At 67.7% G+C, this 21,001-nt stretch carries 13 protein-coding genes and 1 pseudogene; 7 read left to right on the top strand and 7 right to left on the bottom strand.

Going from position 1 to position 21,001, the window contains the following annotated elements:
* A partial coding sequence (locus tag BKN37_RS15700) for an ABC transporter substrate-binding protein (RefSeq protein WP_207547247.1) occupies positions 1-1,091 on the top strand: 1,091 nt, incomplete at its 5' end.
* A gap of 45 nt (positions 1,092-1,136) precedes the next feature.
* The gene (locus tag BKN37_RS15695; RefSeq protein ID WP_071027454.1) at positions 1,137-1,709 is read left to right on the top strand and encodes a hypothetical protein; all 573 of its coding nucleotides are present in this window, start codon (positions 1,137-1,139) and stop codon (positions 1,707-1,709) included.
* A gap of 78 nt (positions 1,710-1,787) precedes the next feature.
* Here the strand turns inward: BKN37_RS15695 and BKN37_RS15690 are convergent, their stop codons facing one another.
* From BKN37_RS15690 to eccE, 6 genes are all read right to left on the bottom strand, one after another.
* Positions 1,788-2,114 (bottom strand): hypothetical protein, encoded by a 327-nt coding sequence (locus BKN37_RS15690; protein WP_071027452.1) that lies wholly within the window; start codon positions 2,112-2,114, stop codon positions 1,788-1,790.
* 35 nt (positions 2,115-2,149) lie between these two features.
* The gene (locus BKN37_RS15685; RefSeq protein ID WP_071027449.1) at positions 2,150-2,458 is read right to left on the bottom strand and encodes a hypothetical protein; all 309 of its coding nucleotides are present in this window, start codon (positions 2,456-2,458) and stop codon (positions 2,150-2,152) included.
* Positions 2,459-2,823: 365 nt separating this feature from the next.
* Positions 2,824-3,642, bottom strand: a complete 819-nt coding sequence (locus BKN37_RS15680; protein WP_071027466.1) for a DUF5336 domain-containing protein — start codon at positions 3,640-3,642, stop codon at positions 2,824-2,826.
* 94 nt (positions 3,643-3,736) lie between these two features.
* Positions 3,737-4,528, bottom strand: a complete 792-nt coding sequence (locus BKN37_RS15675; protein WP_071027447.1) for a sensor domain-containing protein — start codon at positions 4,526-4,528, stop codon at positions 3,737-3,739.
* On the bottom strand, positions 4,525-6,213 hold the full coding sequence (locus tag BKN37_RS15670; RefSeq protein ID WP_083341825.1) for a serine/threonine-protein kinase PknH/PknJ: 1,689 nt from the start codon (positions 6,211-6,213) through the stop codon (positions 4,525-4,527). Before BKN37_RS15670 ends, BKN37_RS15675 begins: the two co-directional genes overlap by 4 nt.
* Positions 6,214-6,219: 6 nt before the next feature.
* Entirely contained in the window at positions 6,220-7,908 is a 1,689-nt protein-coding gene (gene eccE, locus BKN37_RS15665) for a type VII secretion protein EccE (protein ID WP_071027445.1), read from the bottom strand.
* A 132-nt stretch (positions 7,909-8,040) separates the two neighbouring features.
* Here eccE and eccB point away from each other — a divergent pair, with 132 nt between their 5' ends.
* Positions 8,041-9,546, top strand: a complete 1,506-nt coding sequence (gene eccB / locus BKN37_RS15660; protein WP_071027464.1) for a type VII secretion protein EccB — start codon at positions 8,041-8,043, stop codon at positions 9,544-9,546.
* Between the two features lie 3 nt (positions 9,547-9,549).
* Here eccB and eccD (BKN37_RS15655) read toward each other — a convergent pair whose 3' ends face one another.
* Positions 9,550-11,016: a type VII secretion integral membrane protein EccD gene (eccD, locus tag BKN37_RS15655; RefSeq protein ID WP_242657267.1), complete on the bottom strand. Its 1,467-nt coding sequence runs from the start codon at positions 11,014-11,016 to the stop codon at positions 9,550-9,552.
* A gap of 111 nt (positions 11,017-11,127) precedes the next feature.
* On the opposite strand from eccD (BKN37_RS15655), the gene eccCa reads away from it, so the two are divergent.
* From eccCa to BKN37_RS28900, 4 genes and pseudogenes are all read left to right on the top strand, one after another.
* Complete coding sequence (gene eccCa / locus BKN37_RS15650) at positions 11,128-15,168, top strand: type VII secretion protein EccCa (protein ID WP_071027441.1); 4,041 nt, start codon at positions 11,128-11,130, stop codon at positions 15,166-15,168.
* Complete coding sequence (gene eccD / locus BKN37_RS15645; protein ID WP_242657266.1) at positions 15,165-16,658, top strand: type VII secretion integral membrane protein EccD; 1,494 nt, start codon at positions 15,165-15,167, stop codon at positions 16,656-16,658. Before eccCa ends, eccD (BKN37_RS15645) begins: the two co-directional genes overlap by 4 nt.
* Positions 16,655-18,091 carry a type VII secretion-associated serine protease mycosin gene (gene mycP / locus BKN37_RS15640; protein ID WP_071027459.1) on the top strand — a complete coding sequence of 479 codons (1,437 nt, stop codon included), beginning with the start codon at positions 16,655-16,657 and terminating at the stop codon, positions 18,089-18,091. Before eccD (BKN37_RS15645) ends, mycP begins: the two co-directional genes overlap by 4 nt.
* Before the next feature lie 774 nt (positions 18,092-18,865).
* Positions 18,866-21,001, top strand: a pseudogene (locus tag BKN37_RS28900) (hypothetical protein); the annotation flags it as partial.

Here is a 21,001-nt window from a genome sequence, read left to right as displayed (position 1 = left end):
AAAACACACACAAAAGACGCCCGACAGCCACAAAGGAGAAAAAACCAAAGCCCACCCCCACCCCGTCCGGGCACTTCACCCCGCCGGGGTTGCAACCGCCCGCCCAGCTGCGGGCGCCGCAGCCGCCGAAACGCCGGCGCCGGACGTGGCTGATCGCCGCGCTGGTGGCCGTCGTCGCGGTGACCGCGGCCGCGGTCACCGCGGTGGCGCTGATGGGCCGCGGCGAGAAGGAGGCGCCCTACCAGGCGCAGTCCTTCACCGGCGCGTTCGGCACCGTCAAACTCGACCAGCGACCCCGCGCGGTGGCGGCACTGGGGCCCGGGGACGCCGACGCGGTGCTGTCGTTGAAGGTGCAGCCCGTCGTGCTGACCGCCCCGCAGGGGCAGATGCCGACCTGGGAGAAGGATCTGGCGCACACCAACCCCGCGGTGCTGCCGGCGGTGGACCCGGCCGCGATCGCGGCCGCCAAACCCGACGTCATCATCGACAGCGGTGACCTGGACCAGGCCACCTACGCCAAGCTCGCCTCGATCGCGCCGACCATCACCCGGCCCACCGACGCCGGCGCCTCCTGGAACTGGCAGGCGCAGCTGACCTGGATCGGCAAGATCCTCGGCAAGGACGACGCGGCGAAATCGGTGATCGCCGACGCGGCGAACCAGCTGACCCAGGTGCGGATGAAGCACCCGAACTTCACCGGCAAGAGCATCACGGTGATCAACTACACCGGGAACGAAACCACCGTCGCGGTGCGCGAATCGCCGCCCACCGGCTACCTGCAGGGGTTGGGCTTCACCTACAACAGCGCGTTCGAGCGCACCCCCGGCGGCCCGGCGGACATCGTCGTGCAACGCCGGTCCCAAACCGAATACGACGCGTTCAAGACCGACGTCGTCATCGTGTGCCGCAGCGACCCGGCCGCGGGGTCGGGCGGGTTCGCCGGGTTGCCCGGATGGTTCACCGCGGCCAGCGTGACCCTGGTGATCGTGGACAATCCGGCCACCATCGCCGCGCTGAACACCGGCGGTCCGGCCGCCACCGCTTACCTCAACACGTCCCTGGTCGACAGACTCGCCGAGGAAATCCGCTAAGCTTCCGCGGGTTACCGCTGGCTGCCCGAGGGGGGTTCGCATTAGATGGCCGGAAAGCTCTATCGGGTTCCGCGCCGCTGGCCGGCGCTAGTCGGCGCGGCCGCGGCGGGCGCCGTGGTGGCCGGGGTGGCGGCCAGCCTCGGCACCGGATATCTGGCAGGTCACCGCGCCGACGCCGCCGCGCCGGCCACCGTCACCGTCACCGTCACCCCGCAAAAACCACCGCCGCCGGCGCCGCTGCCTACCGCGAAAGCCGACCGGCAAACCTGTAAGGGCTGGGACGAGGCCGGGAAACTCATCAACGAGGCGGCCGATGTGCTGTCGGTGATCCCGCAGGGCACCACCATCTTGGACCCGTCGGTGCGCGACGACCCGGACCGCACCGCGGCCGTCCAGCACGCCGGTGACCTGTTTCATCAGGCTGCCGACGCGCTCAACAAGGCGCTCGCGCCGGGCTCCACCCAGGCCCTCGCCGAGATGGCGCACACCACCGTCGACTCGCTCGGCACGTTATCGACGGCGTACAAGACGTTCGATGAATCCAGTGGCGATGCGATCACCGTGGCCCGCACCACCGCCCACGCGATGAGCGGGTTGTGCAAACGCCTGGTGCCCTAGACAGACGACAACGGCCGCGGCATCATCTGGAGTCTTGCGACTCCGAACAATGCCGCGGCCGCGAGCCGAGCGTGGGATCTACGCGCTAGAGACCCCGCCACGACCGCCGCCGTAGCTGCCCAGCACGGCATCGCGCACGGCCGCGTCCTGCTGCCCCATGGCGTCGTGCTGATCGACCGCCTGCTGTGTCTGCTGGTTGTGTCGGGCGATCCAGTCCTGCAGGTTTTGACCAACGGCCATCTCGACCTGCCGGACCGCACCTGCACCCTGACCACTGAAAACACCGTAGAGGGTACGGAACGCCTCGCTCAGTTCCTGAGTGGCCGCATCCAGCTTCGCCCCATGGCTCGCCAGTTCGTCCAGGTTTCCGTACGCCGCCTTGCCGTAGTGAATCTCATCTGTCATTGCTTCGTCTCCTTAAGATCAGATGTGGTCTGTATTTAGGCGTCGTCGTGCGAGTGGATTTGCTGCACGCCCTCTTCGCTGACGGTGATGAAGTTGAAAAGTCCTTTGGTGATCTCGGACGCTTCATCGTTGTAGCTCATCGACGCGTTCATGTAGCTTCCGTGAGCGCTTCCGCTCCAGTTCGCCGCCATGGCGTGCTGCTCATCCTCGATGCTGCGGAAGATCCTGTCGGCGTTCTCCGCGTGCTGACGTGCGACCCTAAACGCGGCCAAAGCTTCCGGCACGCTGACGGCAAGTCCGCTGTCATTGTCGTGGTCGTTACCGACGGCTGATGAGTGCTCCATTTCGTCCTCCCTATGTTCTGGACTCAAGATTTGTGTCGACCGGAAAGGTACTTTACGTTTCCGACCATCCGGGTGGCATCGCCTGTTGGGCGGCCAACCCTTGCTTGATCATGTCAGCCTCCACCCCCTGAACACTGCTGGTGGTAATCCACTTCCCGCTTGCTGAGAGGGATGGCGCCGCCGTATGCCAACCCGATAAGCCCCCCTCGTTTCTCGAAACGTCCCGTTCTGAGGCGTTCCAGCTGGCAGTCATCGCCCCTGGTCAGCCTTAGCACATGAGGCTAGCAGACTCCCGGACGGGGTTCGCGCGGAAAATTTGGCAACCCCGAAGCCGGGGCCTTTGCCCGCCCCCGGCCTGGCACGGGTCACTGGGGTGCGGTCGGCCGGTGCTCCGCATGCGCGCCGCCACCCTGCTGCTGAGCGGGGGCCTGGGCCTGCCCGAAACTCGGCAATCCTGCTTGCGGCCCGGTCGGTGCGGCCTGCTGGTCGGGATGTGCGGGCGCCCGACCATGAGTCGCGTCTGTCCCATAGTTGCCGACATACTCCGCATAGCTGCCAGCTTGTGATGCGGGGGCCTGCTGCGACTGCCGGGCCGCAGCCTGGTGGGTCTGTTGCGCCTGAGCCGTCCCGGCTCGACGCAGCTCATCGGGCTGCGGCTGCTGCTGGGCGTACTGCCCGTAATACTGGGCCGCCTGCGCGTAGTAGTCCGCGTAGGCGTCGTATTCGGACTGGGAGGCCCGCTGGCCGACGACGCCGGCCTGCAGCATCAACGCAGCCACCGCGGCGACCGCCTGCAGACCGTTGAGCACCACGATGACGGTCAGGGCCCAGCCGGGTCGGCTGCCGTCGGGGGCGGTGATCAAGGTCGACAGCGCGTCCAGAAAACCCGCCGCAGCGAGCGCCGCGATCACCTTGGCGTTCGGTGTCTGCCCGGGTGCCAGTCCGAACGCGGCGAGGAGAGCGGCCAGCACGGCAAAGCGGACACCCCAGCCGATGTCTGCAAGGCCGAGCACCGGGCCGTAACTGACCAGATAGGACGCCAGCCCGAGCGCGACCACACCCAGGCTTAGGTACCGAGGCAACGGTGGTGAAGAGTCCGAGCGAGCCGACGACGGCTGGTAGGCGCCGTAGCCGCCGGTGCGCTCGGCCGAGTAATAGCCCTGATCGCCAGACCGGTAGGACATGTTCACTCCTGAGCTTATAAACCCCTCGTCGGGGCGACCGTGTTTACGCTAACGCACCGCGGCGGGGATCATCGGGTACTTTTCCGCGGGTCCGCTAACTCAATTCGCTGACCTTGTCCATCATCGTGTGCGCGATCTGCAGGGCGCTGATGTCGGGATCACCCGTTCCCACCAGCACAGGTGACTGGTACTCGTTTTGGAAGCCAACCTCAACCTCGACAATGCAGTTCACCCGGATGCCCAAGGCATGCGACGTCATGATCATGTAGCCGTCGCTCGACGTGGTTTGGAAGTTCGCCACCAGTACCGAATCGGCGGCCCGCACGCTAATGATCTTGCGGGTTTGGTTCAGCGTGCCGTCCTGCTTGAAGATGCTCATCGTCTTACCGTCGCAGCCGGCCCACTGGTGGGAGAACGTCCCGAAAAGCTCGTCGGCATCTGCAGCCTTCGCCAGCGCGACGACGCCGGCGTAGACCACCGCCACCTTCACCGGCCGAGTGCTCCGCCCGCTGGCAAAGTCATGCTCGATGAAATTCTTTACGGTCGATCCTCGGTAGGGATTTTGCTGTAACAACCCGACCACCCCGCCGCATTCGCGGGGCGTGTTCTTTGCGGACGCGAAGACACCGTTGGGCATATCGTCGATCCCGCCGAATTTCGGGGGCTCCCTAATGTCGTCCGCCACGATCGACTGGCCGAGTAGTTGAGATAGTTGTCCGGCTTCGGGGAGCACCTGCTGGATGGCTTCCCCGGTCACCGGTCTCGGCACCAGGCCCGCGGCCGGCTTGGCCGTGCCATCCACCCCGCGCACGCAACTCGTCACCAGCATCGCGATCAGCAGCGTGGGTGCAACCCGCCGGATATGGGCAATAACGGACTCACTCACTCCGGAACCTTGGCCACGATCCTGGCGGCGATGTCGCTGGCCTGCGTAGTGATCTCGCCCGGGTGGCAGACTTTGACGTCGGCGAGGATGCTTTCGTGCGTTGCCAGTGCCCGCCCGCATGACAGCGCGCCGCCTCCTAGAGTCATGGTGAGGGTCACCATGTTGCTGTTGACGTGGTTCACTCGGCCGAGGGTCCACTCCTCGGATCTCCACGTGACGGGGCGGTCCGCACAGTCCTGCCATTGATTCGACTGGTTCATGAACACGTAATTGGTTATGTCTGCGGTAGGTAGCGCGACGACCGCCTGGATCACAACCGTGCCACCTTGATCCGGAGCGGCCGATTGGTCCAAGCCCTGTGCGCGTACGGCGGTCCACTTGGTACCGGCATAAGTGGCGACCTGGGCAGGGGTAAATGCGCCAATGCAATCTGTCACCGAGGTGAACTGGCGACTGTCAACCAAGCTGTCGCCGACCGGGCCCCCCTGCAACGGCACGCCCATAATGCTGCTGACCTCGTCGGCGCTGAGCAGGAGACCAGGCAACGCCGTCGCGGGTACTCGTGGCGGCCGACTCGTTGTCGTTGTGGTGGTCGGGGAAGCGGCCTCGGTCGGTTTGGATTTCTCGGATGGCCAGGCGATCGCGGTGATGACACCGGCGGCCACCACCATCACACCGGCCACCACCGCGAGGATCGTGGTGCGGCGACGCCGAGGTTGTGTCGGTGGCGCGTATTTCTGGGGCGGGGTAGGTGTGTGCGGTTGGGTGGGCAGCCCCGGCGGTGCGTAGTAGGCCGGGGCGGCGTGCTGGCTCGACGCCATGCGATGGGTCGGTTCGCTGCCTGAGGCGGGCTGCCGCAGTGCGGCTTTGGCGGCAGCGGCGAGCTCAGCGCAAGTAGCGAACCGGTGCGCTGGGTCTTTGGCCATGGCAGTGGCAATCACACCGTCCAGCGCTGGCGGTAACCAGGGGGCCTGCTCGCTGACCCGGGGTGGGGGTTTGGTCAGGTGGGCCATCATCACCGCGGCCTGTGCCCCGGCAGTGGCGAACGGGGCTTTGCCGGTCAGCATCCGAAACAGGGCGCAGCCCAGCGAATACTGGTCGGCGCGCGGCCCCAGCGGGTCGCCGGCGATCACCTCGGGTGCGGCGTAGGAGACGGTGGCCATCACCTCGCCGGTGCCGGTCAGGCTGGCGTCATCCAATGCTCGGGCGATGCCGAAGTCCCCCAGTAGTACCCGCTCCTCGGGACCGCCCGGACCCGACAACAGAAAGTTCGCCGGTTTGACATCGCGGTGAATCACGTTGCGCCGGTGGGCGTAATCCAACGCTTTGGCAACCTCGCCAACGATGTGGATGGCGCGCTCCGGGGTCATCTTCCCGCTCCGCAGCGCCTCGTCGGCGTCGGTGCCGTCGACGAACTGCATCGCGATCCACAACTGGCCATCCTCGGTTTGGCCGCGCCGATAGATGGGCACGATATTCGGGTGTTCCAGCCCGGAGGCGACGTCGGCTTCCCGGACGAACCGGGCACGGAAGCCCTGGTCTCGCGACAACTCGGCCGACAGCAGCTTCAATGCTTCGCGGCGCGGCAATTCCGGGTTGGCCACCAGGTAGACCGCGCCCATGCCGCCCGCCCCGAGCACCCGTTCCACCCGGTACCCGGCGATCAGTGATCCGACGTTGAGCATGCGGTGTTAATCCTCGGCGTCGAACGACGCCTTGATGTAGCGCATCTCCTCGTCGGTGGCGACCATCGTCACCACCGACGAACCGGCCCGGGTGCTCACCTTGACGGTGTCGGTGTCCATATCGAGCAATTCCAGTGCGACATCGGCGTTCGGGTTCACCGCGGACCGTGGGGGAAGCACCACCATGCTGGTCACCCCGACACGCACCGACTGCTCGGGCACCCCGTCGAACATCTCGACCGAATAGTTGCGCTCGGATCCCGCTTGCATGGCGCCGCGGTTGAAGTCGGCGACCCACAGCAGGTCGTGGTCGTCGACCTCGTCGACCATGTCGCGCCACAGCCCCGGACGCCGGCTGTGCACCAACACCCGCGCCCCCAGCGCCAGCGACCGCAACACCGCCTGCTGGGCCAGGTGCAAGGTGCCGACAATCTCGACCCGGCTGATCTGTGGCCCAAACAGCGGCAACGCCACCGCCCGGCCGTGGTCGTCGGCGCCGATGACCTGACCGCATCCCGACGCCGGAACGGCCAGTTGCTGCAGTTCGGCCTCGCCGGTCGCGAATGCCCAGTGCTCGATTTGCCGCTGCGGCTGCGGCACCGGCAGGCTGGTCGCCAGCGCCGAGAACTGGTATCCGCGCAGGTGGGTCAGGCCGCGCAACGAGATGCGGGCGGGGCCGTGGGTGTCGAACCGGGCCAGCCCGCGGATTTGGGTGAGGTCACGGCCGCCACGGCGCAGCGACAGGCACACCGTGGTGGAGTAGCTGGGAATGGTCCACACCAGGCCGAGTCCCGCGGTGGTGAGCATGGCCGGTTTGATCGCGAAGCTGCGCAACCGGAACCGGCCCTCCCGGCAGGTGCGCCAAGTTTCCTCGACGGTGGCCAGGTTCACCCCGTCGGACAGCTGGTTGGTGGCCTGGCTGATCTCGCTGGCGGTGAGCACCCGGGAACGCAGGCCGGCCTCGGTCAACCGGTTGGCCACCCGCCGGGTCGCGGTGGTGGCGGTCCGCAAAATCCCGTCCCGGCCGCCGCCGCGCCGGCGCACGGCGTCGGCACACCGGGCCGGGTCGAACCGGATGGCGATCCACACGCTGCGCTGGGCGATGGCCGGCAGCGGTCCCAGCACCGCGTCGTACACGGCGGCCACCTCGCTGTGGCCGTGTGAGCGGGCGCCCTGGCTCAGCACGTCGATCGAATCCAGGGTGATGTCGAATTGCTGCAGACAATCGACCAGGGCATGCACTGGAACCGTTTCCCCGGACACCGTCACACCCGGCTCCATGATGGTCAACGCCTGCGGGTTTTCTTCGATTTTCAGCAGCGACAAGAGCGTTTTGCCGTCCCACCGGAAGCCGATCAGCGAGCCTTCCGCCATGGGCACGTCAAAAGGCTCGGCGGGAATCTTTTTCTGAACCCTTTTGCGCCGTTCCCGTGCAAAACCCAGACGCAACGCGATTAACCGTGGCAGCGTCGTTCCGCGCAAGCGGAATACCACCAGCAGCGCCACCGCCAGACCGACCGCGGCCCCCTGCCAGCCCGGGAACCCGATAAGCAGGGCCACCACCAGTCCGACCGCGACCAGCAATTGCAGCAACAGCAGGTCGATGAGCGGCAGCAACCGTTGCGCGCGGATATCGGCCGTGGCCCGCAGTTGGCTCGGCTCCGGCAACTTCTTGCCCCGACGACGGGGCTCCACGGCACGACGACCAGGCACAGTCGGCTTCCTAATTCGCTGCGTGGAGGTCACAACTTTGTGTGCCGTTACCCCCGCGACCCTGTTGTACGCTACCGATGCTTCGGTACGGGACCGATGCTGATGGGAGCGGTGATGCCAGCGCAAGTTACCACGCGCGCACAGGTCAACGGGTATCGGTTCCTGCTGCGGCGTCTGGAGCACGCCCTGATCCGCGCCGACTCCCGAATGATCCACGACCCGATGCGCGGCCAAATCCGGTCGCTGATGGTGGGTGTGGTCATGGCGGTCCTTATCACCGGGGCCTGCGGGGTGCTCGCGTTCTTCAAACCGAGCCCGAATATCGGGAATGCACAAATACTGCTCAGTAAATCCAGCGGCGCGCTATTCGTGAAGATTGGCGATCGTGTCCACCCGGTGCTGAATGTGACATCGGCCCGGTTGATCACCGGGCAACCCGATACGCCCAAACAGGTCGACGACAAATGGCTAAATGACACGCCCCGCGGCCCGATGGTGGGAATCATCGGGGCCCCGGCCAGCATCCGCCCGGGCGACGATCTGGGGAAGTCGTCGTGGACGGTGTGCGATACCGTGCAGACCCCCGACGTCGCCAAGGGCACCGGCATGGCCGGCTTAGAGACCACCGTCTTGGCGAACGATCCGGTGCTCAACGACGACATCCGCGCCGCCACACCCGCCCAGATGGTTGCCGCCACCGACGGCAAGACGGTGTTTTTGATCTACAACGGGGTGCGGGCCCCGGTCGACCCGCAGGATCCGATCGTCGTCAACGCATTGCACCTGCAAGGCACGCTTCCGCGCCCGATCTCACCGGGCCTGCTCAACGCGTTCCCACTGGTTCCGCCGATCCGCCCGGTGGTGATCAGCGGGGTCGGTGACACCATCCCGTCGGTTCCGCCGGCTTATCGGGTGGGCTCGATCATTAAGACCGTCGATTCCAAGGGCGAACAGCTCTACGTGGTGCTGCGCGACGGGCTGCAACCGGTCTCGGCGGCCACCGCCGACATCATCCGCTACAGCAACCCCGAAATCCCCACGGCGGGGACTCAGGAGGTCGCGCCCGCGGTGGTGAGCGGCGTACCGGTGGTGCATGAGCTGCCGGTCGACCACTATCCCACCGTGTCGCCCGAGATCGTCAACCTGGAGCCGGAACGGGTGATGTGCATGTCCTGGCAGCGCGCCAACACCGCTGCGCAGGCCACCACGCGGCTGCTGGTCGGCCATCGTCTCCCGCTGCCGAGCGGAGCGCAGCCGGTCCGGCTGGCCACCGCCGACGGCAACGGCCCCGGCCTGGATTCGGTGTATCTCAAACCGGGCAGCGGGGAGTTCGTCCAAGCCACCGGGGGCGATGTGGACAGCCGCGCCACGGGCCGCCTGTTCTATGTCTCCGACACCGGGCTGCGTTACCTCATCAAGGATTTGCCGACCGCCGCCGCGCTGGGCGTCACCGGCGTCAAAGACCCGGACAGCGATGCGCAGCTGCCCCAGTTCGCGCCCTGGCCGGTGCTGTCGCTGTTGCCGCCGGGCCCGGAGCTTTCCCAGGAGGCGGCGCTGGTCGCCCATGATGGCATGGCCGCCGACCCGACCGGGTTGAAGGTGGATCCGCCCAAGCACTAAGGCTCAGATCCGCAGCTCCCGGAACATCGCGTACAGCCGGATGATCCAGCAACACAGCGGGAACACCAGCGCGATCGCGACGTACTCCAGGATCTCGACCTGACGGCGCATCACCGGGGAGAACTCCAACCGCGGCGCGATTACCCCGCAGGCCACCGCCAGTGCCAGCAGCAGCACCAACGCCAGGGTGGCGTTCAGCTGCCAACCCTCGACGCAGGCCGCGGTTTTGACGATCGCCATCAGCGCGACCGCCAACCCACCGCCGATGAGGGTGGCCGACTGGACCAGATCGTGGTGGCTGCGGCCGCGCAAACACAGCACCGTCGCCACCACGAACGCGAACGCGACCCCCTGCCAGTAGAACCCTGCGCTGACGTCGACGGCCAGGTAGCACCCCACAAACGCGGTGATCGCCGCCGCGACCAGAATGCCGGTCAGGTACTGATTGGCCCGGCGCACCCGGGCGATCATGCCCTCCTCGGTGGGGATGATCTGCTTGCCGACGGCCTGGACCCCCTCCACGGTGGTGCCGCCCTGGGTTTCGATGTCGTCGAGCGGTTCGCCGGCCGTCGGCACCCGCGGGATCGGCAACTTCGACAGCAGGATCGTCACCCGCGGCGACAGGTACACCACCACCACCGACACGGCGGCCATCACGGCGCCGATCGCCCGCGGGGGCGGGTCCCACAACAATTCCACCGTCGCGCCCACCCCGCCGATCGCCGCCAGCGCGACCACGGTCGTATGCAGCGCCCGCCCGCGACCGGACAGCAGCACCACCACCAGCGACGTCAACCCGGTCAGACCGAACGCCATCGGCAGCGCCTTGACCCCGAAACCGTCCGGCACCACATACAGCGAGCCGCCGAAGACCAGCGGGGTGGCCGCCGCAGCCACCCACTCCGAGCGCCGGGCGCCCGACGAGCGGTAGGCGAACACACACGCGATGATCACGCCCAGCACCCCGAGGCCCAGCGCGGTCGCGGGTAGGTACACGGTGTCGGCGTGCCCGGGCAACAGCAGCGCCGCCGTCACGGCGGCGGCCAATCCCACCCCGAAGCAGATGACCAGCCGGGCGTCGCGGGACAGCCAGCCGGCCACCGGGTTTTCCGATTGTTCGGCGATGTCCTCGACGTCATCGAACAGCAGCGGGCTGACCGGCTGTCCGATCTCCCGGAGCACCAGCAGCTCACCGTCGTACACATGGGCCTCGGTCAGCGATCGGCTGGGATCGATCGCGTCGGCGCCGAGCCGGGCCAGGGTCCACTTCCCCTCGGTGGTATCGAACTCGATACCGGCCAACTCGGGTCGGATGGCGATTTGCTCGTTGGCGATATCGACGACGTCGTCGATGAAGTTGCCGATGCTGACGTTCGGCGGTAACCCCACGTCGATCCGCAGCCCGCCCACCACCAAGGTGACGCGGCTCAGCTCCAGTTCCGGCTGGGATTCCGCGTCAAGTTCGGACAATGACGGCGGTAGAGTCAACGCAATCGGCCTCCTCCGGTGCACTTGCTTGCCTGCGACAATACCCGGGGATGCCGCACGTATTGGTCGGCGAGTTCACGGGAGAAACCAGCGGTGAGTACCGAACCCTTTCCGCGCCGGTTGCGGGTCTCGCTGCCGCGGATGCCTGGCGGCGAGGTCAACCTGCAGCCGCCGCCGGAGGTGCCCCGGGTGATTCCGGGCAACCTGCTGATGAAGCTGATGCCGTTCGTGATGATCGTTGCCGTCGTCGGGATGATCGCGCTGATGGTGACCGTCGGCGGCCGGGATCTGACCAAGAACCCGATGTTCCTGGTGTTCCCGATGATGATGATCATGTCGATGGCCGGCATGTTCATGGGGGGCGGCGGCCGGCAGGGCAAGGCCGCCGCCGAGCTCAACGAGGAGCGTAAGGACTACTTCAGCTACCTGGCGAACCTGCGCGACGAGTCCGACGTGACCGGCGAGCAGCAACGCACCGCGCTGGAGTGGAGTCACCCGGATCCGCGGGCGTTGGCCGACGTGGTCGGCACCCGCCGGATGTGGGAACGCCGCCCCTCCGACCCGGACTTCTGCCACGTCCGCGTCGGTGTCGGAACGCACCGGCTGGCGACCCGGCTGCTGGCCCCCGAGACCGGCCCGCCCGAGGACCTCGAACCGGTGTCCACGGTGGCGTTGCGCCGCTACGTCAAGACCCATTCGGTGGTGCACGCGCTGCCCACCGCGGTGTCGCTGCGGGCTTTCCCGGCCATCACCTTCGAGGGCGACCGCAAGCTGGCCCAGCAGCTGGTGCGGTCCATGGTGTTGGAGCTGTGCTCATTCCACGGGCCCGACCACGTACAGGTCGCGGTGGTGACCGCCAACCCGGACGGGGAGAACTGGAGCTGGGTCAAGTGGCTGCCGCATGCCCAACACGACACCGCCCGCGACGGGATGGGCCCGATGCGGCTGCTGTTTCCGACCCTGGCGCTGCTGGAACGGTCGCTGGACGCCGACCTGGGCCAGCGGGGCCGGTTCGCCCGCAACGCCGAACCCACCCAGGGCCTCAAGCAGCTGGTGGTGGTGCTCGACGACGGGTACATCACCGGCGATGAGCGGTTGATGACCGACGCCGGGCTGGACAGCGCCACGATCCTGGACCTCAACGGCCCGGCCGACGGGCTGGCGGCGCGGCGGGGCCTTCAGCTGGTCGTCGAGGGCGACGACGTGGGAGCGCGGACCGCGGTCGGGGTGGAGCGGTTCGCCACCCCGGACACCATCACCGTCGCCGAGGCCGAGGCCACCGCGCGGCGCATCGGTCGCTACCGGCTGGCCAGCGCCGCGCATATGGTCAGCCTGGAGTCGGACACCCGCGCCGAGGACCCGGGCTTGATGAGCCTGTTGAAGATCGCCGATGCCGCCGAGATCGTGCCCGAGCAGGTGTGGCGGCGACGCACGCCGCGGGAACGGCTGCGGGTGCCGATCGGCTACACCCCCAACGGCTTGCCGCTGGAGCTGGATATCAAGGAGTCCGCCGAGGCCGGCATGGGTCCGCACGGATTGTGTATTGGCGCGACCGGTTCGGGTAAATCGGAATTCCTGCGCACCCTGGTGCTGTCGATGATCACCTCGCACTCTCCGGATGCGTTGAACCTGGTGCTGGTCGACTTCAAGGGTGGCGCCACCTTCCTCGGCTTGGACGGGGTACCGCACGTCGCGGCGATCATCACCAACCTGGAAGACGAGCTGATCCTGGTCGACCGGATGCGTGACGCCCTGGCCGGTGAGCTGAACCGTCGCCAAGAATTGCTGCGCAAGGCCGGCAACTTCCCCAACGTCAACGAGTACGAGCGGGCGCGGGCCAACGGCGCCGAACTGGACCCGCTGCCGGCGTTGTTCGTCATCGTCGACGAGTTCTCCGAGTTGCTGTCGCAGAAGCCGGATTTCGCGGAGCTATTCGTCATGATCGGCCGGCTCGGCCGGTCGCTGCACGTGCACCTGCTGCTGGCCTCGCAGCGCCTGGAGGAGGGCAAGCTGCGCGGGCTGGATTCGCACCTGTCCTACCGGATCGGGCTCAAGACGTTCTCGGCCGGCGAGTCCCGCAGCGTGCTCGGCGTGCCGGACGCCTACCACCTGCCCAGCGTCCCCGGCTCGGCGTACCTGAAGTGCGATGCATCCGAGCCGATTCGGTTCAACACCTGCTACGTCTCCGGTGAATACGTCCGGCCGCGTCGGGCCGCCGCCCAGTCCGGCGGTCGGGTCAAGCAGCTGGGCGCGCTGGCCCCGAAGCTCTTCACCGCCACCCCGGTGAAGAAGGACGACCCGCCGCCCGCGCCGCCACAACTCGATGAGGTTGTGCTCGACGACGAACCGGCCACACCGTCGGGGCCGACTAAGACGACGTTGCTGGACATGGTGGTGTCCCGGCTGCGCGGACACGGCCGGCCCGCCCACGAGGTGTGGCTAGACCCGCTGGACGAAAGCTGGGCGGTCAACCGGCTGCTGCCGGCGTCGAACTGGGACGCCCCAGAGAACGTCAACGGCCGGTTGTGGATGCCGATGGGTCTGGTCGACCGCCCCTACGATCAGCGTCGCGACGTGTTGATGGTCGACTTGTCCGGCGCCCAGGGCAATATGGCGGTGGTCGGCGGTCCGCAATCGGGCAAGTCCACCGCGCTGCGGACGCTGATCATGTCGGCGGCCGCCACCCACACCCCCGAACAGGTGCAGTTTTTCTGCCTGGACTTCGGTGGCGGCACGCTCACCAGCCTGGTCAATCTGCCGCATGTCGGCGGGGTGGCCGGCCGGATGGACGCCGACGGCATTCGCCGCACCGTGGCCGAGGTGTCGGGCGTGCTGCGGGCTCGGGAGCTGCTGTTCCGCGATCTGGGCATCGAGTCGATGCAGGACTTCCGCCAGCGCAAGGCGCGGCTGGCCACGCTGCCGCCGGAGGTGGCCGCCCAGGATCCGTTGAGCCGGGACAAGTTCGGCGACCTGTTCCTGGTGATCGACGGCTGGGCCTCGATCCGCAGCGACTTCGAGATGCTGGAGCCGACACTGCAGGCGCTGGCGATCCAGGGCCTGTCCTACGGGGTGCACCTCGTCATCTCGGCGACCCGCTGGTTTGAGATCCGGGCGGCGGTCAAGGACATGCTCGGCACCCGCATCGAGTTGCGGCTGGGTGATCCGCTGGACAGCGACGTCGGTCGCAAGTTCGCCGAACTGGTGCCGGTCGGCCGGCCGGGCCGCGGTATGACCGCGCAGCGACTACACATGTTGATCGCGCTGCCCCGGCTGGACTCCAGCTCCGGCGTCGAAGACCTGCCGACCGGGGTGTCGGCGTCGGTGGAGGCGGTGCGGGCGCACTACGGCAACCGGCAAGCCCCGCGGGTGCGAATGCTGCCGCACAGCGTGGACCGGGAGGCTGTGGTGCGGGCGGCGCGGAACGCGGGAATGCTCAGCAAGTCGCGGATCGCGATCGGTATCAGCGAAGAGGAACTGCAGCCCGTCGTCCTCGATTTCGACGCCCAACCGCATCTGGTGGCGTTGGCCGACATCGAATGCGGCAAGTCCGGGCTGCTGCGCAATATCGCCGCCGGGGTGATGGAGAACGCGACCCCCGAGGAAGCCAAGATCATCCTGGTCGACTTCCGCCGCTCCCTGCTGGGCGTGGTCGACAACGACTACCTGGGGGGCTACGCCACCGCGTCGCAGTCGTGCGCGGAGCTGATGAAGGCGCTGGCGGAGTCCTTGGCCCAGCGCCTGCCACCCAGCGACATCACCCAGCAGCAGCTGAAGGATCGCTCGTGGTGGTCGGGACCGGACTTGTTCGTGATGATCGACGACTACGACCTCATCTCGGGTACCGGGCTCAGCCATCCGCTCGGGCCGCTGGTCGAATACCTGCCACAGGCGCGTGATATCGGCCTGCGGGTCATCGTCACCCGGCGCAGCGGCGGCGCGGGCCGGGCAATGATGGACCAGTTCATCGGGCGGCTGCGGGACCTGTCCTGTAACGCGCTGGTGATGAGCGGGTCCAAAGAGGAGGGTGCGCTGTTCGGGCACAAAGCCACCCAGATGCCCCCGGGCCGGGGCATGTTGGTCTCGCGCAGCATGCGAAGCGGGGTAATTCAGTTGTCCAGGATGCCTGACCTGTGAGCGGCCTCAGCGAACTCGACGAGGTTCGGGTGATCTCGGCCGCGCCCGAACGTATCCGGGTGTCGGTATTCGGTGGCCGCACCCAACTGGATATCGCGCTGCCGCTCGACATCCCGGTGTCGGGCTTCGTCCCGGATCTGGCCCGGCTGGTCCGATCCCGCGACGTCCCCCACGACGACGAGGACCCCGCAGCCAAGGACCAGCGGCGCACCTTCTGGGTGCTTAGCCGGTTCGACACCGGCGCCGAGGTGCGCCCAGACCAAACCCTGCGCGAAGCCGGGGTGGTCAACGGCCAGTTGCTGCGGTTGTCGTCGCGGCGGGCGCTATCCCCGCCCACCCTGTACGACGACGTGGTCGACGCCGCCGCCCGGCTCAACAAGGCGGCGTACGCCGCGTGGGACGCCCGGTCCGCGCGCTGGCTAGCGTTCGCCGGCACCCACCTGGCTGCCGCCGCCTTCGCGTTCTGCCTGGTCCACCCGGCATTCGCGGCGCAGCGTGCGGTGATCGTCGGGGTTGCCGCAGTGGTGGCGGTGGCGCTGGCTGGGGTGGCTGCCGTCGCCCACCGCTCCTACGGGCTCGACGATGTCGCCGCTGTGATGGGCTGGGCGGCGATCCCGATCACCGCGGCCATCGCCTGGGTAGTCCTGACCCGGTTTGGGAACTACGGGGTGGCTGCAGCCTGCGCCGTGGTGCTTGTGCTCAACTTCGTCTACTACCGGGTGATCGGAACCGGGCACTGGGCGTATGTGGCCACTTCGGTGGTGGCCGGGTTAGGCGGTGTTGCGGTACTGAGCCATGCGGTTGGCCTGCGGGTCGATGTCGTGTGCGTGACATTGGCGGTGACCGCGACGTTGACCTGTTTGGTGATTCCGCGGTTGACGGCCCGGCTCGACCGCTTCGAGACACCAACGGTTAACGCAGATGCGGACCGGGACGAGTACGCCTTCGAGAACCCCTTTGAATCGCCGGCGTCGGCGAAGCCCAGCCGCGATGACGATTCCGGTGCGGCGATGCCGACCGCGGAAGCGGTGTGGGCCAAGGTGCATTCGGCGGCATTAACCCGCTCGGCGCTGTTGACGGGTCTGGCGGCCACGGCCGCCGCGGCCAACGCGGTGCTGCTGCGCGACGCCGGGGTTGTCCGCTGGGCGGCGTTCGCCTTCGCATTGACCTGCTCGGCGGTGCTGGGCTTGCGCAGCCGCGTTCCGGACACCTGGGTGGAACGCGCCGGGCTGGCGGTGCCGGCCGTCGTTCTGGTCGCCATCACCTGCGCGATAGCACAAAACGGGTTGGCACCGATCCCGGTGGTCGCGCTGGGGGTGGTGCTAGCCATCGCAGTCGGCGCCGTGGTGGCCGGTTTGAGCGCGTCCGGCGGCAGGTTGCAGCGGCCGGCGACGCTGCTCGCCTACCTGGAGTATGTCGGGGTTGCGGCGCTGCTCCCGCTGGCGCTGTGGGTGGTCGGCGTCTACGAGAGACTGGGTCCGTGGTGGTGAGGTCCGCCCGGCGCTGCGCTGCGGCGGTGGCCGTGCTGACGTTCGTGGCGGGGGCCACGCCGCCACCGGCGTCGGCAATTACGCCACCGGTGGTGGAACCCGGACCGCCGCCGACCGGGCCGGTCGGGCCGCCCGAGCCCACCGAGCTCAAGCACACCTGCGGTATCCCGACCGGGCTGTTGGCGCATACCGACTTTTCCGTGCAAACCAGCGCTGAGGCCATGCTCAACTACACCAGCGCCTGGCAGTTTTCCCGCGGCGCCGGCCAAAAGGTTGCCGTGATCGACACCGGGGTGAACCGGCATCCACGGTTGCCGGCATTGGAAGGCGGGGGCGACTACGTCTCCAACACCGACGGACTGCAAGACTGCGACGCGCACGGCACGCTGGTAGCAGGCATCATTGCCGGCACACCCAGCCCCCTCGACACCTTCGCCGGCGTCGCACCCGAGGCGACCATCCTCTCGATCCGACAGAACAGCCGTGTCTATGGCGTTGAGGGCGGTGGCGGTGAACAGCGGAACGACCCGGATGCCATCTCCCCCGGCTACGGCAGCACGTTGACGCTGGCGTATGCCATCACGCGGGCTGTGGACCTGGGCGCAACAGTCATCAACCTCTCGGAGGTGGCCTGCACTCCGGTTGCCGCGCCACCCCACGACGCAGCGTTGGGCCGTGCAGTGCGCAACGCGTTCGAGCGCAACGTCGTAGTGGTGGCCGCCGCCGGCAACGTCAGCAAGCAGGGCGGGCAGGGAATGTGCACCACCCAGAACACCATGACCGATCCCAACCTGCCTGTGGAAAAAGCTTGGGATTCGGTGACCACGATCGCCAGCCCCGCCTGGTTCTCCGACTATGTGTTGGCCGTCGCCGCGGTGACCCCGGCGGCCGAACCGGCGGATTTCAGCCTGCACGGGCCCTGGGTTGATGTGGCGGCCCCCGGCGAACGCATCACATCGCTGGACCCCTATAGCCCCGGGCTGACCAACGCCGAGCCGGATTCGCAAGGCGTGCTGTCCCCGGTTAACGGGACTAGCTTCGCGGCGCCGTTTGTCTCCGGCCTGGTGGCGTTGGTCCGGTCCCGGTTTCCGGAACTGAACGCCGGTCAGGTGATGGACCTGATCAAACGCACCGCACGGACCCCCGGCGCCGGGGCTAACGCCGCCACCGGGTATGGAGTGATTGACCCGATCGCGGCGCTGACCTACGAGGTTCCCGCTCCTAATGAATTGCCTAACCCCCACGCCGGAACACCCATTCCCGGGCGGGCTCACCCCGACCCGGCAAGTCAGCGGGCACGGATCATCGTGTTCTCGGTGGCGGCCGGCAGCGTGGTACTGATGGGGGTGGCGTGGGCGCTTGCGCTGACCCGCCGCCGGCGGCACCCCGAAGCCTCCGACGCGGAAACGGATACACCGGATTACTCGCTGTAGCGGAGGGCTGTTGCCGTGATCCAGACGGTGGGGCGGTGGACTGTGTTTTCCGCCACAGCGCAGCCAGCAACTCCCGCGGCCTACGCCCGTCACACCAGCCGCTTAGGCCGCGGAAGGTCACGTCGAGGCGGGCAAGCAACCCGGAAATTCGCGTCGTGAGGCCGTCGAATGTGTGGGAGCCTCGAATTGGTAAGCCGTGCCCAACGCTACGTACCATAACGGCATACATGCACCTCGGTACCGAAAGGGGGGACGTTGCCCAAGCAAAGGCCTGCTGAGGATGACCGTGGGTCGCTGGCGCGTCCGCCCTGGCTGCCTGAAGAGAGTCAGCGTCGGCGGGTGCGACTCGGGCGCGGACGGCAAAAAGACCAGGCAGCAGCCGGTAACGAGTCGGCGGAAGTAGGCGACCAAAAGCCAGCTAATGGGCGTGGGCGGACGGGCTCCAAGGAGCCGGTCGGTTGCCAAGATCCGCCCCCTGGCGCACCCACAGCTACCGACGAGGCGGATTCCGCGCCCGCAGCGGAAACACGACCCAAGCGGGTCCAGGTGGCCTATGACCGCGGGGTACGCGTCCCACGCCGGACCCCGATACCGGAGCAACAATCCGCAGAGCCGGTCCGAGAGCCGGTTACGCCTCCGCCGAGCCCCCCCAAACACGCCCTGGCGGCCGACGAAGAGTCGTCCACAGAACCGGCCCCGCCTGGCGAGGGGTTCCAACCTGCCCCCGAACCCGAGGATCCGTGGGCGCACTATGGTGCGGTCCAGGAAGCACTCGTGCAGGACGCAACCGACCAACCGACCGAATCCGCGGCCGACGACGACGCGGCGGACGTCCCCGACTCGCCGGAATCTCCTGCGCTCGCGGCAGACGAGGAGGGGCCACCGACTCTCGACGATGGCGCGGCTACCGAATCACCATGGGAACCGAAGCCGCCGCCGGAGTTGGCCTCCTGGTTGGAACCCCACGCCCTGGCTGCTGAGCAATCGGCGGCCGAGCCGGCCGCCGAACCGGACCTTGGGGTCGTGCCAGAGTCAGATCTGGCGCCGTCGCTTCCCGAGTCCACACCGCCGGGCCCCGATGCGCTCGTGGCGTCTGAGACCGAGCTACCCACCTCCGACGCAGCCGTTCCTGGGTACGCGTCGCAACCGGAGCAAGAACGGTGGCTGGAGGCCGCGCAGTCGGATCCAAACGCGCTAACGCCGGATTCCGACGCAGTCGTCCCCGACCCGGCGCTAGTGGAACTCAGCCCGCTGCCCGAGGTTGAGCTACCCGCAAATACCGAAGCGCAGCCAGAGCTCGCCCCCGCGGCCGACGCTGCGCCAGAACCTGCGCTGTCCGCCTTCGAGGAGCCGGGTCCCGACCCAGCGGATCTCGGCACGACAGCGGAGGCCGAACCGCAACCGGAATCGTCGGCATCTGAGGATCTTGCCGACACACCCGCGCCTGCGGACCTGCCCGCAGCCCCGTTCGCTCCCGAATCGTGGGTTACCGAGAAGTGGGACCCGGAGCCCGCCGCTGAGGCGCCACTCCCGGACGTCGGCCAGATACCGAGTGCTGAGCTCCCCGAAGCCGACGACGCACCGGAACATGAGCCCGCGCAGTGGCTGGATCCAGCAGAACAGGCTTCCGAGGCGGTACCCCGGCAAGAGCTGCCAGACTCCGACACGTCGCTTCCCGAATCGACGCCGGCAGGGCTGAACCCACCACAAGGACTACCAGCGGACGCCGAACTGCAGCCAGATCCAGAACAATCCGCGCCAGAGTTTGTTGGTGGCACATCGGCCAATCCGGACCCATTAGAGGTGGCAGCTTTCGGCGGCTCGACGTCGGAGCCTGCCGCCGGGGGCTCACTGCCCGATCTAAGTTCGCCGCCCGAAACCTCGGTCGAAAATGCGTCGTGGCCGGAGCTCACGCCATGGTCGGAGCCGCACACTCCGGAGTTTCCTACCGGAACATCCGTTGATCCGATAGCGGAATCGGAGCCATCGGCATTCGAGGTTCCTGCGGAATCCACACCGCCGGCCGCAGAACCTACTTCCCCGTCGTGGGACCCAACCCCACCATCGAACTCGGACGTGTGGACCGCGCTGGACGAGCAGCCCGAGCCCGAGTTGTCAGCCTCCGACCACGCCGAGCCCGAGCAACCAGAACCGCGTGAACTCGATGAGATCGAACTGCGGGCAGCTGCCCTGCTCGAAGCGATGGAGGCAAAGCGGTCCCAGCTCGCATCCCGTGAGCCGGCTGCAGAAGACCACTCCGGAGAAGTGCCGCCATCCGCCACCGAGCCGCCGACAGAAATCGAACCGCCGGCCGATATCGAGCCTGTAGCTGACGTCAACGTTCCAACCGACCTCGACGCGCCGGCCAACGCCGCGGCGCTCCCAGACTTTGATGTACCCGACGAGGTCGCAGCGCCCGCCAATGCCGAAATGGCACAGTCGTTCGACGTAACCCCACCGGATGCGGCTCCGCCTGTCGACAGCACCCAGTCACCCACCGATTGGGACGAGACGCCTGCGGCGCCGCCGTCCGCAGGTACAGAGACGTCGGTTGAGTCCGAGTCCGAACAGGACACCCCCGCCGCCGGCCGTCGGCCGAAACGGTCCTCGGCCCGTAAACTCGCGCTGCCGCCGTGGCAGATGCCGACGGCAATGGTGCCGGTGGAGTTCGAGCAGTTCGGCGCCGACGGCCCGACGTCCGCGCCCGAGGACTTCGCTCCGCCATCCGAGACGCTGCGCGAGCACCGCAAACCGGAACGCCCGCTCGGACCTCCACCGCCTCCGCCGGGACCCCCGCCGGCTTTCCGGCCGCCAGGCCCAATCCCTCCGCCACCTCCGGCTCCACCGGAAGCGCATGGGGCACCGCCGGGTCCCTACCCTCCGCCACCTGGGTGGCCACCACCACCGGGC

This window comes from Mycobacterium talmoniae (genome assembly GCF_001854525.1).
GTDB classification, from domain to species: Bacteria; Actinomycetota; Actinomycetes; order Mycobacteriales; family Mycobacteriaceae; genus Mycobacterium; species Mycobacterium talmoniae.
The sequence above is the reverse complement of the archived record's forward strand: the minus strand, read 5'-3'. Positions and strand labels throughout refer to the sequence as shown.

Bases quoted from the DNA above. Each gene is read 5' to 3' on its own strand.
- BKN37_RS15690 (WP_071027452.1), bottom strand. From the start codon at position 2,114: ATGACAGATGAGATTCACTACGGCAAGGCGGCGTACGGAAACCTGGAC.
- BKN37_RS15695 (WP_071027454.1), top strand. From the start codon at position 1,137: ATGGCCGGAAAGCTCTATCGGGTTCCGCGCCGCTGGCCGGCGCTAGTC.
- BKN37_RS15670 (WP_083341825.1), bottom strand. From the start codon at position 6,213: ATGCTCAACGTCGGATCACTGATCGCCGGGTACCGGGTGGAACGGGTG.
- eccB (WP_071027464.1), top strand. From the start codon at position 8,041: ATGCCAGCGCAAGTTACCACGCGCGCACAGGTCAACGGGTATCGGTTC.
- BKN37_RS15685 (WP_071027449.1), bottom strand. From the start codon at position 2,458: ATGGAGCACTCATCAGCCGTCGGTAACGACCACGACAATGACAGCGGA.
- BKN37_RS15680 (WP_071027466.1), bottom strand. From the start codon at position 3,642: ATGTCCTACCGGTCTGGCGATCAGGGCTATTACTCGGCCGAGCGCACC.